The organism is Ruegeria sp. CH6 (assembly GCF_056537005.1).
In genome coordinates this window covers 305,244-319,278 of the sequence record NZ_JBQFQS010000002.1, presented here as the reverse complement: position 1 = coordinate 319,278, position 14,035 = coordinate 305,244, and the positions used below count along the sequence as shown (strand labels likewise).

The 14,035-nt window shown below is 56.6% G+C and carries 14 protein-coding genes; 8 read left to right on the top strand and 6 right to left on the bottom strand.

Annotated elements, in window-relative coordinates:
- Positions 1–99: 99 nt before the first annotated feature.
- The 7 genes from ACR0CW_RS05870 (at position 100) to ACR0CW_RS05840 (ending at position 6,494) form a co-directional block, all read left to right on the top strand.
- Positions 100–1,290, top strand: a complete 1,191-nt coding sequence (locus ACR0CW_RS05870; protein ID WP_480787125.1) for a phosphoglycerate kinase — start codon at positions 100–102, stop codon at positions 1,288–1,290.
- Between the two features lie 166 nt (positions 1,291–1,456).
- Positions 1,457–1,756, top strand: a complete 300-nt coding sequence (locus ACR0CW_RS05865; protein WP_480787124.1) for an FtsB family cell division protein — start codon at positions 1,457–1,459, stop codon at positions 1,754–1,756.
- A 118-nt stretch (positions 1,757–1,874) separates the two neighbouring features.
- Positions 1,875–2,303, top strand: coding sequence for a GNAT family N-acetyltransferase (locus ACR0CW_RS05860; protein ID WP_480787123.1), 429 nt, complete (start codon positions 1,875–1,877; stop codon positions 2,301–2,303).
- 105 nt (positions 2,304–2,408) lie between these two features.
- Complete coding sequence (pdhA, locus tag ACR0CW_RS05855; RefSeq protein ID WP_155151018.1) at positions 2,409–3,398, top strand: pyruvate dehydrogenase (acetyl-transferring) E1 component subunit alpha; 990 nt, start codon at positions 2,409–2,411, stop codon at positions 3,396–3,398.
- Positions 3,399–3,413: 15 nt separating this feature from the next.
- The gene (locus tag ACR0CW_RS05850) at positions 3,414–4,787 is read left to right on the top strand and encodes a pyruvate dehydrogenase complex E1 component subunit beta (RefSeq protein WP_480787122.1); all 1,374 of its coding nucleotides are present in this window, start codon (positions 3,414–3,416) and stop codon (positions 4,785–4,787) included.
- A 5-nt stretch (positions 4,788–4,792) separates the two neighbouring features.
- Positions 4,793–5,188: a hypothetical protein gene (locus ACR0CW_RS05845; protein ID WP_480787121.1), complete on the top strand. Its 396-nt coding sequence runs from the start codon at positions 4,793–4,795 to the stop codon at positions 5,186–5,188.
- A 1-nt stretch (position 5,189) separates the two neighbouring features.
- Positions 5,190–6,494, top strand: coding sequence for a pyruvate dehydrogenase complex dihydrolipoamide acetyltransferase (locus tag ACR0CW_RS05840; protein ID WP_480787120.1), 1,305 nt, complete (start codon positions 5,190–5,192; stop codon positions 6,492–6,494).
- Between the two features lie 69 nt (positions 6,495–6,563).
- On the opposite strand, the gene cysE is transcribed toward ACR0CW_RS05840, so the two are convergent.
- Positions 6,564–7,373 carry a serine O-acetyltransferase gene (cysE, locus tag ACR0CW_RS05835; RefSeq protein ID WP_155151026.1) on the bottom strand — a complete coding sequence of 270 codons (810 nt, stop codon included), beginning with the start codon at positions 7,371–7,373 and terminating at the stop codon, positions 6,564–6,566.
- A gap of 86 nt (positions 7,374–7,459) precedes the next feature.
- Between cysE and ACR0CW_RS05830 the strand changes: the two genes are divergently transcribed.
- Positions 7,460–7,798, top strand: a complete 339-nt coding sequence (locus ACR0CW_RS05830; protein ID WP_480787119.1) for a TraR/DksA family transcriptional regulator — start codon at positions 7,460–7,462, stop codon at positions 7,796–7,798.
- Here ACR0CW_RS05830 and ACR0CW_RS05825 read toward each other — a convergent pair.
- From ACR0CW_RS05825 to ACR0CW_RS05805, 5 genes are read right to left on the bottom strand one after another with little or no spacing between them, the layout of a single operon-like run.
- Positions 7,779–8,075 carry a DUF7742 family protein gene (locus tag ACR0CW_RS05825; RefSeq protein ID WP_480787118.1) on the bottom strand — a complete coding sequence of 99 codons (297 nt, stop codon included), beginning with the start codon at positions 8,073–8,075 and terminating at the stop codon, positions 7,779–7,781. The two genes, ACR0CW_RS05830 and ACR0CW_RS05825, sit on opposite strands and share 20 nt — an antisense overlap.
- A gap of 8 nt (positions 8,076–8,083) precedes the next feature.
- On the bottom strand, positions 8,084–12,061 hold the full coding sequence (locus ACR0CW_RS05820) for a baseplate multidomain protein megatron (protein ID WP_480787117.1): 3,978 nt from the start codon (positions 12,059–12,061) through the stop codon (positions 8,084–8,086).
- Positions 12,061–12,507 (bottom strand): NlpC/P60 family protein, encoded by a 447-nt coding sequence (locus ACR0CW_RS05815; protein ID WP_480787116.1) that lies wholly within the window; start codon positions 12,505–12,507, stop codon positions 12,061–12,063. The genes ACR0CW_RS05820 and ACR0CW_RS05815 overlap by 1 nt, the downstream gene beginning before the upstream one ends.
- Positions 12,504–13,391: a DUF2163 domain-containing protein gene (locus ACR0CW_RS05810; protein WP_480787115.1), complete on the bottom strand. Its 888-nt coding sequence runs from the start codon at positions 13,389–13,391 to the stop codon at positions 12,504–12,506. The genes ACR0CW_RS05815 and ACR0CW_RS05810 overlap by 4 nt, the downstream gene beginning before the upstream one ends.
- Positions 13,391–14,023 (bottom strand): phage distal tail protein, Rcc01695 family, encoded by a 633-nt coding sequence (locus ACR0CW_RS05805; protein WP_480740217.1) that lies wholly within the window; start codon positions 14,021–14,023, stop codon positions 13,391–13,393. Before ACR0CW_RS05805 ends, ACR0CW_RS05810 begins: the two co-directional genes overlap by 1 nt.
- Between the last annotated feature and the right edge of the window lie 12 nt (positions 14,024–14,035).

Here is a 14,035-nt window from a genome sequence, read left to right as displayed (position 1 = left end):
TATGCGCCGGGCGCGCGAATGCCAAGTCACGCATTGACCTGAGGGCAAAATGCAGGAAAAGAACCGCCTAATTCTGTTGCAATGGTCGAGGTATGCACAATGGGCTGGAAATCACTGGACGACATGGACCTGAACGGCAAGCGAGTATTGGTGCGCGTGGACATCAACGTACCTGTCGCCGACGGTCAGGTCACCGACGATACTCGCATCCAGCGGATCGTACCCACTGTGCAGGATATCCTGAAGGCAGGCGGCAAACCGATCCTGCTGGCCCATTTCGGACGCCCGGGTGGTGAACCCCGTCCAAACCTATCGCTCAAACAGCTGGTTCCGGCTTTGGAAGCGGCCTTTGGCACAACAGTTCGATTTGCAGATGACTGCGTCGGCTATGAGGCCGAAAAAGCCACGGCTGCACTGGGCACAGGTGAAGTCCTTTTGCTCGAAAACACCCGATTTCATGCAGAAGAGACCAAAAACAGCATCGATCTTGCTAAGGGCATGGCCAAGATGGGCGATGTCTACTGCAATGACGCATTCTCCGCCGCGCACCGCGCGCATAGCTCGACCGAAGCATTGGCGCGCTTGCTACCTGCCTGTGCCGGACGCCTGATGCAGCAGGAACTCAGCGCTTTGGAGAATGCGCTGGGGTCACCCAAGCGCCCAGTTACAGCTGTTGTTGGTGGTGCCAAGGTTTCAACCAAACTGGATCTTCTGGGCAACCTTATTGAGAAAGTGGATTATCTGGTGATCGGCGGGGGCATGGCGAACACCTTCCTGCTGGCGCAAGGCCTGAACGTCGGAAAATCTCTGGCCGAGCATGGTATGACCGAAACCGCGTCAGATATCATGGCCAAAGCCGAAAGCACCGGATGCAAGATCATCCTGCCGCGCGATATTGTTGTCGCTGAGAAATTTGAGGCCAATGCCCCGCATCAAACACTGCCAGTAGATCAGTGTCCTAACGAAGGTATGATCCTGGATGCCGGTCCTGAAAGCGTTGCAGCAATTGTCGATGTGTTCGAACAAAGTCAGACGCTGATCTGGAACGGACCCTTGGGCGCCTTTGAAATCGAACCCTTCAATGCGGCAACAGATGCAGCAGCTTTGAAAGCCGCTGAACTAACCCGCGCAGGCAAGCTGATTTCGGTTGCCGGTGGTGGCGACACAGTGGCGGCACTCAACGCGTCTGGCGCAGCGAAAGACTTTTCTTACATCTCAACAGCGGGTGGGGCCTTCCTTGAATGGATGGAAGGAAAGACCTTGCCGGGTGTTGCTGCACTGGATCAGTGACTGGAAGATTAAGGCGCCTCAACCGAGGCGCCTTTTTCATTTTCGACTCAGGTCGCAACTTTTTCTGCATTCGGGGATTCACAACCCGAATCACCTATGACATAGTGCCGGGAGATGCCCGAAAAGGGCACGTTATTGAGGCAGTATTCATACGGCGGTAAACAGAGTGTCCCGTTCCCATCGGCCCGGTTTGGGCGCAGTTGTCTTCTTTTCGGTGGCTTTCATGCTGGGTGTTTATTTCACCTTCGCTGCCGTTCAGGGCGACTATGGTCTCTTCCGCAGGGTTGAGATCGCAGCGGAACGGGACGCCCTGTCACGCGATTTGGCAGCCCTGAATTCCGAAATCATCGAAATGGAAAACCTGACGCGCCGTCTGTCCGATACTTATCTGGATCTGGATTTGCTGGATCAACAGGCACGCTCGGTCCTTGGCATGATCCGTGCGGATGAAATTGTGATCCGCTAAGTCCGCTCTGCCATTCAAGGTCTTCTGTTTCCCTTACTTGGACAGAACAATGGACCACGTAAAAATCCAAAAATGGGTCAGACCCGTCTGCCCCGGTGACAGAACGCGCTGGGAAAGCATGTTTGAAGCTTACGCGCGTGTCGGACAGCAAGATCAGACTGCTGACATGCGCGCACGTGTCTGGGATTGGGTCCAAAACCCTGACAGGCAGGTATTTTGCAACATCGCGGGCACCGATGAGGCCGGCGCTGTAGGCTTTATTCACTTTCGCGCATACGAAAGACCCCTACCCGCCACCATCGGTTGCTATATCGATGACATGTTCGTCTGCCCATCTGCCCGCGGTCTCGGCCTGGCTGAACTATTGATCGAAAGTGTCTGTGACTCGGCATCTCGAAACGGCTGGGACGTCGTGCGCTGGATGACGTCTGAAACCAATTATAGGGCCAGAGCACTTTATGATCGAATAGGCTTTAAAACAAAGTGGATCACCTATCAGGCTGGCGAGAACTCAACTGATCTGACAGGCGAAAAATCGCAACGATAGAGCCCTGGCAACGTCGCGTCACATTTCCCCTCGCCAGATCGCGCCAAATGCTTTATGAGATAGTTTAACGCTAAACTATCTTGCCGTAAGGGGGAGATCGCCACGATGGCCGCGCGAAAAACCACAAAGAAACCAAACGTTTCGGCGGATGAGCTGAAACTCTACTACCGTGAAATGTTGCTGATCCGTCGATTCGAAGAGAAAGCCGGTCAGCTTTATGGAATGGGTCTGATCGGGGGGTTCTGCCACCTTTACATCGGACAAGAGGCTGTTGTGGTAGGCCTCGAAGCTGCCGCCGAAGAAGGCGATAAGCGCATCACCTCTTACCGCGATCACGGCCATATGCTGGCCTGCGGAATGGATCCGGGTGGCGTTATGGCCGAGCTGACCGGGCGCGAGGGCGGCCTTTCAAAAGGTAAAGGCGGCTCAATGCACATGTTCTCGAAAGAGAAGCATTTCTACGGCGGCCATGGCATCGTCGGCGCGCAGGTGCCGTTGGGTGCGGGTCTCGCCTTTGCGGACAAATACAAAGGGAATGGCCGCGTCACCTTCACCTATTTTGGTGATGGCGCTGCAAACCAGGGCCAGGTTTATGAAACCTTCAACATGGCGGCGCTCTGGGATCTTCCGGTCGTTTTTGTGATCGAAAACAACCAATACGCCATGGGTACTGCTCAGGCGCGTTCGACCTCGACCAAAGACATCTATCACCGCGGCGAAGCCTTCGGTATTCCGGGTGAGATCGTGAACGGCATGGACGTGCTGGCGGTCAAGGAAGCCGGTGAAAAGGCCGTTGCACATTGCCGCGCGGGCAAAGGTCCGTACATTCTGGAAATCAAAACTTACCGCTATCGCGGCCACTCGATGTCCGACCCGGCCAAGTACCGCACCCGCGAAGAGGTTCAGAAAGTCCGCGAGCAAAGCGACCCGATAGAACACGTGCGTGAGCTGCTGCTGTCCGGCAAGCACGCGACCGAGGATGACCTGAAGGCGATCGACAAAGAGATCAAAGAGATCGTGAACCAGGCCGCCGAATTCTCGAAAGAAAGCCCTGAGCCTTCGGTCGAAGAGCTCTGGACTGATATCTACGCCTGAGAGGACGAATAAGACATGGCAACCGAAATTCTCATGCCCGCCCTTTCGCCCACGATGGAAGAGGGCACATTGGCCAAGTGGCTGATCAAGGAAGGCGACACCGTATCATCCGGCGACATTATGGCCGAGATCGAAACAGACAAAGCGACCATGGAATTCGAAGCTGTCGATGAAGGCATCGTTGGCAAGATCCTGATCGCAGAAGGCACAGAAGGGGTCAAAGTGAACACCCCCATCGCGGTTCTGGTGGAAGACGGCGAAGATGTCTCCGCTCTGCCTGCTGCTGCGCCCGCAGCCGCTGCAGTGACCGAAGCTGCCCCAGCGGCGGTTGAGGCCCCTGTTCCGGCCGCAGCAGCCACTGCCGCGCCCGTGGTGGACTTGTCCCCCGACTGGCCTGCAGATGCCGAGATGAAATCTGAAACCGTCCGCGAGGCCCTGCGCGATGCGATGGCCGAGGAAATGCGCGGCGACGAAGATGTCTACCTGATGGGTGAAGAAGTCGCCGAATATCAGGGCGCTTATAAAATCTCGCAAGGCCTTCTGGATGAGTTCGGCAGCAAGCGGGTGATCGACACACCGATTACCGAGCATGGCTTTGCGGGAATCGCGGTTGGTTCGGCCTTTGGTGGCCTGAAACCGATTGTCGAGTTCATGACCTTCAACTTCGCCATGCAGGCGATTGACCAGATCATCAACTCTGCCGCTAAAACGCTTTACATGTCCGGCGGTCAGATGGGTTGTCCCATCGTCTTCCGGGGACCTAACGGCGCAGCGGCCCGCGTGGCGGCGCAGCACTCTCAGGATTACGCTGCATGGTACATGCAGATTCCCGGTTTGAAGGTGGTGATGCCGTATTCGGCCGCCGACGCCAAAGGTCTGCTGAAATCAGCGATCCGCGATCCCAACCCCGTGGTGTTTCTGGAAAACGAAATCCTCTACGGTCGGTCGTTCGACGTTCCGCAGGTTGATGATCTGACCATCCCGCTGGGCAAAGCCCGCATCTGGCGCGAAGGTTCCGATGTAACCATCGTCAGCTTCGGCATCGGCATGCAGTTCGCTCTAGAAGCTGCCGACAAGCTGGCCGAGGAAGGCATCAGTGCCGAGGTGATTGACCTGCGCACCATCCGCCCGATGGATACCGGCGCGATCATCAATTCGGTGATGAAGACCAACCGTTTGGTGACTGTCGAAGAAGGCTGGCCGCAAGGTTCCGTCGGCAGCTACATCTCGTCCGTGGTGATGCAAGAGGCGTTCGACTATCTCGACGCACCGGTCATCAACTGCACCGGCAAAGATGTACCGATGCCTTATGCAGCTAACCTCGAAAAACTGGCGCTGGTGACCACGGATGAAGTGATCGCAGCCGTCAAACAAGTTACCTACCGGTAGTAGTAATGGCTAAGCTCAAAACACCTCTCCTTGTCTCAGCGGGATTTGTCTTGGGCTTTGCCGCCGGCGAGTTAATCGACTGGCTCAACAACGCAATGACCGTAGCTTACCAAGAAGCAGACCACAGCATAACACTGACCTATGTGTTTGCAGAGCAAAACACTCTGCGCGCAGAAAGTGACGTGCTGAAAGCTATGGCTGAACCGCACTGGGTTGGATTACCAGCCGACTTAGCGAAAGAGCAACTTGAATTGCTCGGTATCTATGAATTCACAAAAGGTAGCGAAGGGTTCGCTGCCGGTCCGGTATTCCTGCGGTTGCAGGATGACACTGTTTTCGAAATTCAAGCCCATTGCGCCCGGATGAAATCTGATGGTTGCAAGGACGAGGGAGTGAACTGAAATGCCCACCGAAATTCTGATGCCCGCCCTTTCACCGACGATGGAAGAAGGCACATTGGCCAAATGGTTGGTCAAGGAAGGCGACACCGTCTCCTCCGGCGACCTGCTGGCCGAGATCGAAACCGACAAGGCCACGATGGAATTCGAGGCCGTAGACGAGGGCGTCGTCGGCAAAATCCTGATCCCCGAAGGCACCGAAGGGGTCAAGGTTAACACGGCTATTGCTGTGCTGTTGGAAGATGGCGAAAGCGCGGATGATATCGCGACCACATCGACCAAAGCGCCGGATGCGGCGCCAGCCGCCGCGGGCAACGAGGCTGCCGCCCCAGAGGCACCCGAGGCGCCCGCCCCTGCTCCGGCTGCTGCGGTCAAAGCCGATGGTGGCCGTATCTTCGCTTCACCTTTGGCCCGTCGGATTGCCGCTCAGAAAGGCCTCGATCTGACGCAGATCACCGGTTCGGGTCCGCATGGCCGTATCGTGAAGGCTGATGTCGAAGGCGCAACAGCTACTGCTGTCGCTCCGGCCGCAGCCCCGGCACCTGCGGCGGCGGCCTCTGCTGCAGCAGTACCGGCTGGTCCTTCCGCCGATGCTGTTGCACGGATGTACGAAGGTCGTGAATACGAAGAGATTACCCTCGACGGCATGCGCAAGACCATTGCTGCGCGTCTGTCCGAGGCCAAGCAGACTATCCCGCATTTCTATCTGCGTCGTGATATCAAGCTGGATGCGTTGTTGAAGTTCCGCAGCCAGTTGAACAAGCAACTGGAAGGCCGGGGTATAAAGCTCAGCGTCAACGACTTCATCATCAAGGCGGTTGCGAATGCTTTGCAGCAGGTCCCTGAGTGCAATGCTGTTTGGGCAGGTGATCGTGTGTTGCAACTGAAACCATCGGACGTGGCAGTCGCCGTTGCGATTGAAGGTGGTCTGTTCACGCCGGTTCTGCAGGATGCCGACACCAAATCACTGTCTGCCTTGTCGACCGAGATGAAGGATCTCGCGGCCCGGGCACGGGAACGCAAGCTGGCCCCGCACGAATATCAGGGCGGCACCTTTGCGGTTTCAAATCTTGGCATGTTCGGCATCGACAATTTCGATGCGATCGTAAATCCGCCCCATGCCGGCATCCTGGCCGTCGGCACAGGCCTGAAAAAACCTGTTGTCGGCGACGACGGAGAGCTGACCGTCGCGACCGTGATGTCGGTGACGATGTCCGTCGACCATCGGGTTATTGATGGTGCTCTGGGGGCTCAGCTCTTGCAGGCCATCGTCGACAATCTGGAAAACCCGATGGTCATGCTGGCCTAGCCAGTAATCCAAACATCAAAATAGCCGCCTCGAAGATCGAGGCGGCTTTTTTTGTTAACTGACTAGATTTTACTGGTCTTTACCCAGCATATGATCCATCGAAATTGACGGCTGGTCGCACCCAGCCTCTCCTACGATCTTGGCGGGGATACCCGCCACGGTCTTACAAGCAGGAACTTCCTGAAGAACCACAGAACCTGCCGCAATACGGCTGCAGTGGCCGACCTCGATATTTCCGAGAACTTTGGCCCCGGCACCGATGAGTACACCATCTCCGATCTTGGGATGGCGCTGCTCCTCTTCCTTGCCGGTTCCACCCAGTGTTACCGAATGCAGCATCGATACATTGTCGCCCACTACCGCAGTCTCGCCGATCACGATGGAATGGGCATGATCGATCATGATCCCCTTACCGATCTTCGCAGCCGGGTGAATATCGATCCCGAAAATCTCAGAGGAGCGCATCTGGAAGAAATAGGCCAGATCGTGACGACCCTTGCGCCACAACCAATGTGCCACGCGATAGGCCTGCATCGCCTGATACCCTTTGAAGTAAAGGATCGGTTGCAGCAACCGGTGGCATGCCGGATCACGTTCATAGACCGCCATCAGATCCGCGCGCGCAGCCTCAAGCAGGCTTTTGTCGTCGGCATAGGCTTCGTCAACGATTTCACGCAGAACCATCATCGACATCTCGTTCGAACACAGCTTGGCGGCCACGCGATAGGATAGAGCGCGCTCGAGGCTGCGATGATGCAGAATACAGGCATGCACCAGCCCGCCCATCAATGGCTCTTTTTCAACCGCTGCCTGGGCCTCTGACGTGATACGATCCCAAACAGGGTCCACTGGGGTCACATGAGTGCGCGTTTCGAACATGGCTTTTCATCCTTTGCTGCGCCTAGAATAGCCATCTAGGCTCAAAAAGGCCAAACGCAAACCCTTGATGTGCGACACAACAAAAAATGAACGAGACCGATCTGCAGCATTTCAAAACGCTTATTCTTGCTCGGCTGGCCGAACTGGAACAAAATTCCGTCGCCGGACAAGATGCCCAGTCGGTTGTGGAACTGGACCAGCAAGCAATCGGCAGGCTCAGCAGAATGGACGCGTTGCAGAATCAGGCGATGGCCAAGGCACAGCAGACACGGCGGGACATGGAATCTCATCGCTTAAACGCTGCACTCGCCCGCATAGAAGAGGGTGAGTTCGGGTATTGCGAAGACTGCGGAGATGAAATTCCACGTGGGCGAATGGAGCTTGATCTGGCAGCAAGCAAATGCGTCAGCTGTGCCTCTGGCTGACATGAAACCGGACCACTTGGCGCAATACCAATTCGAAACACAGGCAATACTCCACATCATCGAAGGCAGGTTCATCAGCAAGTGTTCTGGTCCGTGCTGCAGCCATCAACGATCCGTTTCCATAGGCCGGATGCAACTTCCCCGTTTGCGCAACATGCTGATCAGCAAGTTCCGCCTCGGTGATCAACTCGGTGCAGATTCGGTCTCGCTCTGACTGCGGCAGGGCCAGCAAAACCCGTGCCGCAGCGCTGACATCTCCGTGGAGAAGTGGGCGCATAGAATTGGCTATCCGATGGCCAGATGGGCAAATGCCCCTGCTCCGAAACTTGCGGATACCTGCGCCACCTCGAAATCATAGGCGCCTGCTAGGCCATCCTCTGTTTTCATGGCGCTGGTATATTGCCAATTTGGGGAACTTGTTACTGCTTCGCGCAGAACGGCGCCGTTGGATCGTACCCGCACCAGATAGGACTCGCTTTCTTCGCCCAGCGGCACGTCCAGGCCGCTCCAGTCATCTCCATTGATGCGCGTACGTCGTATCCAGTCAATTACATCTCCCGAGTTCGATCTTTTCACTTTCAGATGTGCGGGTGCATAGGGGCGCAGTCCGTTGCCCTGAAAAGTTTCGACCTGATGTACATAAGCCGGGTCTTCGTAGCCCCGCGTGGCCGGACCGATCCGATAGTGCTTTGCAATACGTCTTTCGGTCGGAAGAAGCCCAGTCTGATAGATCCGTTCATCAAGCAATACGAACATCGAACCTTCGGGCCATACATCGGGCATCGCGGTGTCTGTACCCAACTGCCCCCGCAATCGCCCGGACAGCGCGTAAACTCCGGTCTCTTTCAGTTCTGCATTCGCAAACTGAAACAGCTCCCAGTTTCCTGTCGTGCCATCTCCTATGGCGGCCAGATTGGCACCGTTCAGCAATGCTGACCGAGGGCGCGATTCCAAAACACCGTCGATCAGGTTCACACGCAGCGGACTACCCTGATCCCAAAGCCCCATAGAAGCCTTGAACAGCGGAGTTTCAGCAAAGCCGATAACTGCCTGACCCGAGATCAGTTCGTGTAACACATAGTCCTCGTCGCTCGCGGCTGCGTAAACTGCGACATTACCGGGCCACGGATCAGCAGTCACAGCCAGATATGGCGCATGCGGGACTTCGGCCCCTGTGATCAATGGCAGATCCATGAATACGGGCAGCACTGGTACCGGGGCGTTGTAGGGTTTGGCTTTTACCTCGTCATCTGGCAGGTCCGAGGGTGCATAGACACTCGGCTCGATCCGAACTGCATCCGCCAGTTGCATCTCGGCCTGCTCCAGCCGGTCGATACGGTAGAGAGCCCCCTTATCCTGGCCCGTCCCTGCCAATCGAACCACATCGCCCGCACCCAAGTGCAACAAAGACGGCGGCAAGGCAAACCGGGCTGTTTCGCGCGATGTTCGCGCTTCGCTCAGCCAGCGCTCAGCCGTTTGACGCCCTTCAGCTCGTGTCATCGACAACGGCATCTCATTCACGGACACGGCATGGGTTTTGTCGTCGGGCAGAATTGCCTCTTCTGCCACTACATCATGGTCCGCATCCGATTGCACGAACCTCAGGCGCACACGGCCGCTCATTTCCGCCTCAGCTTCTCGACGGTACTCAACCGTGCCTTCAATTTCCGAGTTCATCGCCATTTTGTCCGGGGTGATCTCCTGTACCCCCAACCCGCCCCGCGTTCGGAAATGAAGAATTCCATCACGCTCGATAGCGTCAAATCCATAGCGAAGCATCAACGGCTGCAGCGCAGCACGCGCGTCCATCACATCCTCAACCGCATACCCGCGGACAACACCATACAGGCGGGAAACATCGATTTGCGTGACACCGGCATAATGGCAAATTTCCGTTACAACCGAAGCCAATGAGCGCGATCCTGATCGTCCATTCAGCCAATGCCCACGGGCATAGTTGACCCCGTCGCTCCATTGTGAACCAAGGTTGGGAAACGTCGGGTACGGTCTCGCATCCCACGCCCAGACATAGGCATTCGACATATCAACCATCCTGCCACCATAGTGATGCGACACCGGGTTGTTCTGAGGTGTGTTCCAATAGCCCAATACGGCCTTCAGATACTGAATCTGCATAAAGTCGTCACGCATTCCATTGGAATAGCGTGGCAAACTTGATTCCGACGATTTGGGATCCAGAAACTTGTTCGGCTGGTTCGTGCCCTTGTCGATGGCCGCACACCCCAGTTCGGTAAACCAGATCGGCTTTGATCCTGGCACCCAACTCGTCGGCGTCGCCTGCCTGACGCCTCCGATCCGCTCGTGATGCGGTTTGGACCACCAGTTGCTCAGATCCTTGTAACGCCAGATCCAGGGCTCATCGTGTTCGTCATCTTTGATCGGAGTTCTGATCTGGGCTTTGGCTTCTTCTGGCGATGCATAGAACCAATCGTAGCCTTCCCCGCCTTCGACATTGCTACGCAAATAGTCCAGATCATAGATTGAATGGACACCGGCCTTTGCATCCACGTGCGTATCGCCGTCCCGCCAATCTGAGATTGGCATGTAGTTGTCGATCCCAACGAAATCGATATTTGCATCTGCCCACAAAGGATCGAGGTGAAAATACCTGTCGCCACTGGCATCCTCGGGTTGGTAACCGAAGTATTCGGACCAGTCCGCCGCATAGCCGATCTTGGTATTAGGCCCAAGAAGCTGACGAACCTCATTTGCCAGCGCCCGCAACTGAGCCACCGCTGGAAACCCAGACGCCCCCCGGATCTGTGTCAGCCCGCGCATTTCCGAACTGATGCAAAACGACTCCACTCCGCCCGCCGCCTTGCACAAAGCGGCATTGTGCAGGATGAAACGTCGTAAACCCCAGTCCTGCGGACCGTGATACGAGACTTTGCCATTTGCGACCGTAAAGTCACTGGCTCGGGCGCCGCCAAAGAATGCAGCCACTTGTGCATCGGCTGTTGCTGTCTTCTCGGGCGATCCCGCGCGTCCCGGAGCCACACTCAAAGATATGCGCCCGCGCCAGGGCAAATGCGGTTGCTCTCCTGACTCTGACCAGGGATTGGGCAGACCATTCCCTTTCAACTGGTCCATCAGAATGAACGGGTAGAACATGACACGCTGACCAGACTGTCGCAGATGCTGAATAGCCTGCACCACAGCGTCATCCGCCGGAGTACCTCCATAAACCGGCCGATCATTCTCGTGCTTGACGACCTGAGCAGAGTGCCGGGTCAGACCCGCAACCTTCCACGGCATGTTTTCACCGTCTACATCTCCGCGCACTACCTTGGGGGTGATCTTGCACTGACCGCAGCGCAGATCGCTACCGAACCAGGATACGATCAGTGAGGTCGCCCGGCACTCACGCAATTCGTGCCGCAATGCCCTGACGGACGTCACCAGATCAGGACGCCCAGAGCGCGAGTTTACATTGGCAGCCCAGCTGCGACCCTGTCCTTTGGTGTAGTTCACCTGAGTGCTGGCAAGCGCATACTCGCCTGTGCCCGGCATCAATGCCACACCCTTGATGATCTGACACAGCGCGTCGGTAAAGCGGGGCATGGTGCCTTGTTCCTGCCGCACGACCTCGAACGAGAACTGCGGCACCCGGTTCCCGTACGAGCCCAGCTGCAGATCTTCTATCACCACATATGCAGTGCCGCGATAAGCTGGAACCTGACCCGTGCCCTCGATGGATTCAATTAAAGGATCTGGTAGCTGATCCGGACCACCATGATAGACTCTCATGTTCAGAGAAGATCTCTCAACTTCTTCTCCATCCGCCCAGATCCGCGCCACATCCGAGATTATGCCGGCGCCAACCGCAATCGCCAGTGATACCGAATAGCTGTAGGTATGTGTGGTGGTGGTCGTTGTCACCTGTGGCTGTTTCGGCTTACCTTTGCCGCCACCGCCCGTCGTTTGGGTTTGGGTCGACGTGCTCTTGGTCTCCAGAAAGTCCGAGGCCCAGATCACCTGCCCACCAACGCGCATCCGACCAAACGTTGTGGATACCGGTGCGCCTTCGCCGGTCTCGGTCAGACGAAAACGATCGAGGCGGCCAGTCTCGACAACTTCGCTGCCTCCGCCCATAACCGATTGACTCATCAACCGCTGATCAATGACGCGGCCCAGAGTTGCGCCAATGGCGCGACCGATGACTGCCGTTGAAAGACCCGCGACCGTCCCCCCAATGGATCCCCCGATTGCAGCGCCTGCTGCAGACAAAACGATAGTAGCCATCAGCCATTCTCCAGCGGGAATTCAAAACAAGCGACGACCCGGCGTCGCCAAGGATCGCTTAATGTGTTCTCGACAACGCCATGCCCGGAATATGCGTGGATGAAGCGCGGCACTGCACCATCAGCGCTTACGATGCCCAGATGCTTGGCCACACTCTGGTCGCGCATCCGAAACAAAAGGACATCGCCGACCCGCATGTCGGCCGCACTCTTTTCGACAAGGTGTCTTTGTGCAGCGGCCCACATGCGCTCTTCACCCTGTGGTTCCGACCAATCCATGCTGTAGACAGGTACTGCCTCTGGCTCGTGTCCCATGACGGCGCGCCACACACCACGCAAGAGGCCCAGGCAATCCGCCCCCGCCCCCCGAACCGAGGCCTGGTGGACATAGGGCGTTCCGAGCCAACGCTTGGCCTCGGCGACGATGGTTTGCTGTGACACGCTCATCTCCTGCTACCCCCTTTGTTGGGCTTGCCGGATTTGGGCACGGCCATCACCCAATCTTCTTCGGGAAGATCCGGGAAACCCTGAAAATTCAGAAGATTGTTGAACTTTAACCGGCAGGTATTCATGGCCTTGTCACATCCCGCCAACAAACGAACCCGGTCACCCGCCGCCACCGGCGCATTGATGCCAGACCACAAAGTCACCTCGCGTCCGCCCTCAATCCGCCGGTCTAGTTTGATAGATGCCCACAACCCTTTGGCCTGACCGGACAGGACATCCAACCTTCCCCGCTTGAACCAATGGTCCAAGGGCTCAATTCCGCCGCGCAGCACCAAAAAAGTTCCGCCTTCGGCTTTGGCCACCTCTGCCTCGGCTGAATAACCCGGCTTATTCAAATCGATCTGGCACGAGCTATCCCCAAGAACGGCGGTGCAAGGTTTCTGATAGATGCGCCCCATGGGTCGGTTCAATAGATCAGTCAGCCCGCGCAGCTCGGCATGAAATGCGCCACCGCCACGCCGCAGCTCACCAATCGTTCCTCTGAACTGCAGCACACGTTGCTCGGGCGCGGTCCAATTGACCAACCACGCCCGCACTTCGGCCCCGTCAAAGCGGCCAGCCTCGATGTCCTCTTCGCGGACGGCGGCATCCGACAGAGCGCCCATGGCCTCGGAATTGTCGATCGACAATCCGGTTGCCTGCTCAATCGCGGCAGCGGTCAAACCGCTACTTGCCCGAAAGGCCACCCCCTCAAAGCTCAATTCCATGTCATGGTCGGTAAAGCCAAAAACCTCTCCGTCGGTGCGTTTGATCGCCCAGCACCGGCAGGTCGTCGTCAACCCGCTTTCCAAATGGGTCTGCAATCCCTGTTTGTCACCACTCATCAGACCCGCACCTCCACTACAGGGACATTCGGAACGTCTCCTGCCTGAAAGCTCGCAACGCTGGTTTGGATCTTGTCGGTGTCAAATCGCACCGGCACATCGAATTCAAAACCGGCCGTAATCTCAACTTCATCGGGTGGCGCATTCTCGAAGGTAACCACGCCATTAGCGAGATTAATCTCAAAGTCCGTCCCCTCGCGCATTTCATCTTGCTCGAGGCCCAGCTTCACCGTTCCAAGTACCGGCTTCACGATCGGGCGCACATAGCTGAACCCGCCCGAACTGTAAGTCTTGATCAACTGAAACTCAGTTTGTTTCCCATCACCCCGTGCGATGATCTGATCGGCTTTGTCCACATCGGCCGAAGACGCGCCGGATTTGTAGTCAGACCAGTCTTTCCAACGGAATCCATACATCTGGCCCTGCCGCGCTTCAAAAAACGAGATCAGGGTTTCGATGTCATCCAGTGATCGCATTCCCAACCCCGCATCATAGCGGCGACGGGAATGCGCCCAGGGCGTGTTCCGCTCCTCAAAACCATTTGCAAGCGTCACGATATCGGTCCGCCGTTCGGGCCCTCCGACTGAGCCGAAACTCAGACTTGCGGGAAATCTCACTTCGTGAAAATTCATGACCTGCTCCCC

Bases quoted from the DNA above. Each gene is read 5' to 3' on its own strand.
- pdhA (WP_155151018.1), top strand. From the start codon at position 2,409: ATGGCCGCGCGAAAAACCACAAAGAAACCAAACGTTTCGGCGGATGAG.
- ACR0CW_RS05870 (WP_480787125.1), top strand. From the start codon at position 100: ATGGGCTGGAAATCACTGGACGACATGGACCTGAACGGCAAGCGAGTA.
- ACR0CW_RS05845 (WP_480787121.1), top strand. From the start codon at position 4,793: ATGGCTAAGCTCAAAACACCTCTCCTTGTCTCAGCGGGATTTGTCTTG.
- ACR0CW_RS05830 (WP_480787119.1), top strand. From the start codon at position 7,460: ATGAACGAGACCGATCTGCAGCATTTCAAAACGCTTATTCTTGCTCGG.
- ACR0CW_RS05850 (WP_480787122.1), top strand. From the start codon at position 3,414: ATGGCAACCGAAATTCTCATGCCCGCCCTTTCGCCCACGATGGAAGAG.
- ACR0CW_RS05840 (WP_480787120.1), top strand. From the start codon at position 5,190: ATGCCCACCGAAATTCTGATGCCCGCCCTTTCACCGACGATGGAAGAA.
- cysE (WP_155151026.1), bottom strand. From the start codon at position 7,373: ATGTTCGAAACGCGCACTCATGTGACCCCAGTGGACCCTGTTTGGGAT.
- ACR0CW_RS05810 (WP_480787115.1), bottom strand. From the start codon at position 13,391: ATGAGTGGTGACAAACAGGGATTGCAGACCCATTTGGAAAGCGGGTTG.
- ACR0CW_RS05805 (WP_480740217.1), bottom strand. From the start codon at position 14,023: ATGAATTTTCACGAAGTGAGATTTCCCGCAAGTCTGAGTTTCGGCTCA.
- ACR0CW_RS05820 (WP_480787117.1), bottom strand. From the start codon at position 12,061: ATGGCTACTATCGTTTTGTCTGCAGCAGGCGCTGCAATCGGGGGATCC.
- ACR0CW_RS05815 (WP_480787116.1), bottom strand. From the start codon at position 12,507: ATGAGCGTGTCACAGCAAACCATCGTCGCCGAGGCCAAGCGTTGGCTC.
- ACR0CW_RS05825 (WP_480787118.1), bottom strand. From the start codon at position 8,075: ATGCGCCCACTTCTCCACGGAGATGTCAGCGCTGCGGCACGGGTTTTG.
- ACR0CW_RS05860 (WP_480787123.1), top strand. From the start codon at position 1,875: ATGTTTGAAGCTTACGCGCGTGTCGGACAGCAAGATCAGACTGCTGAC.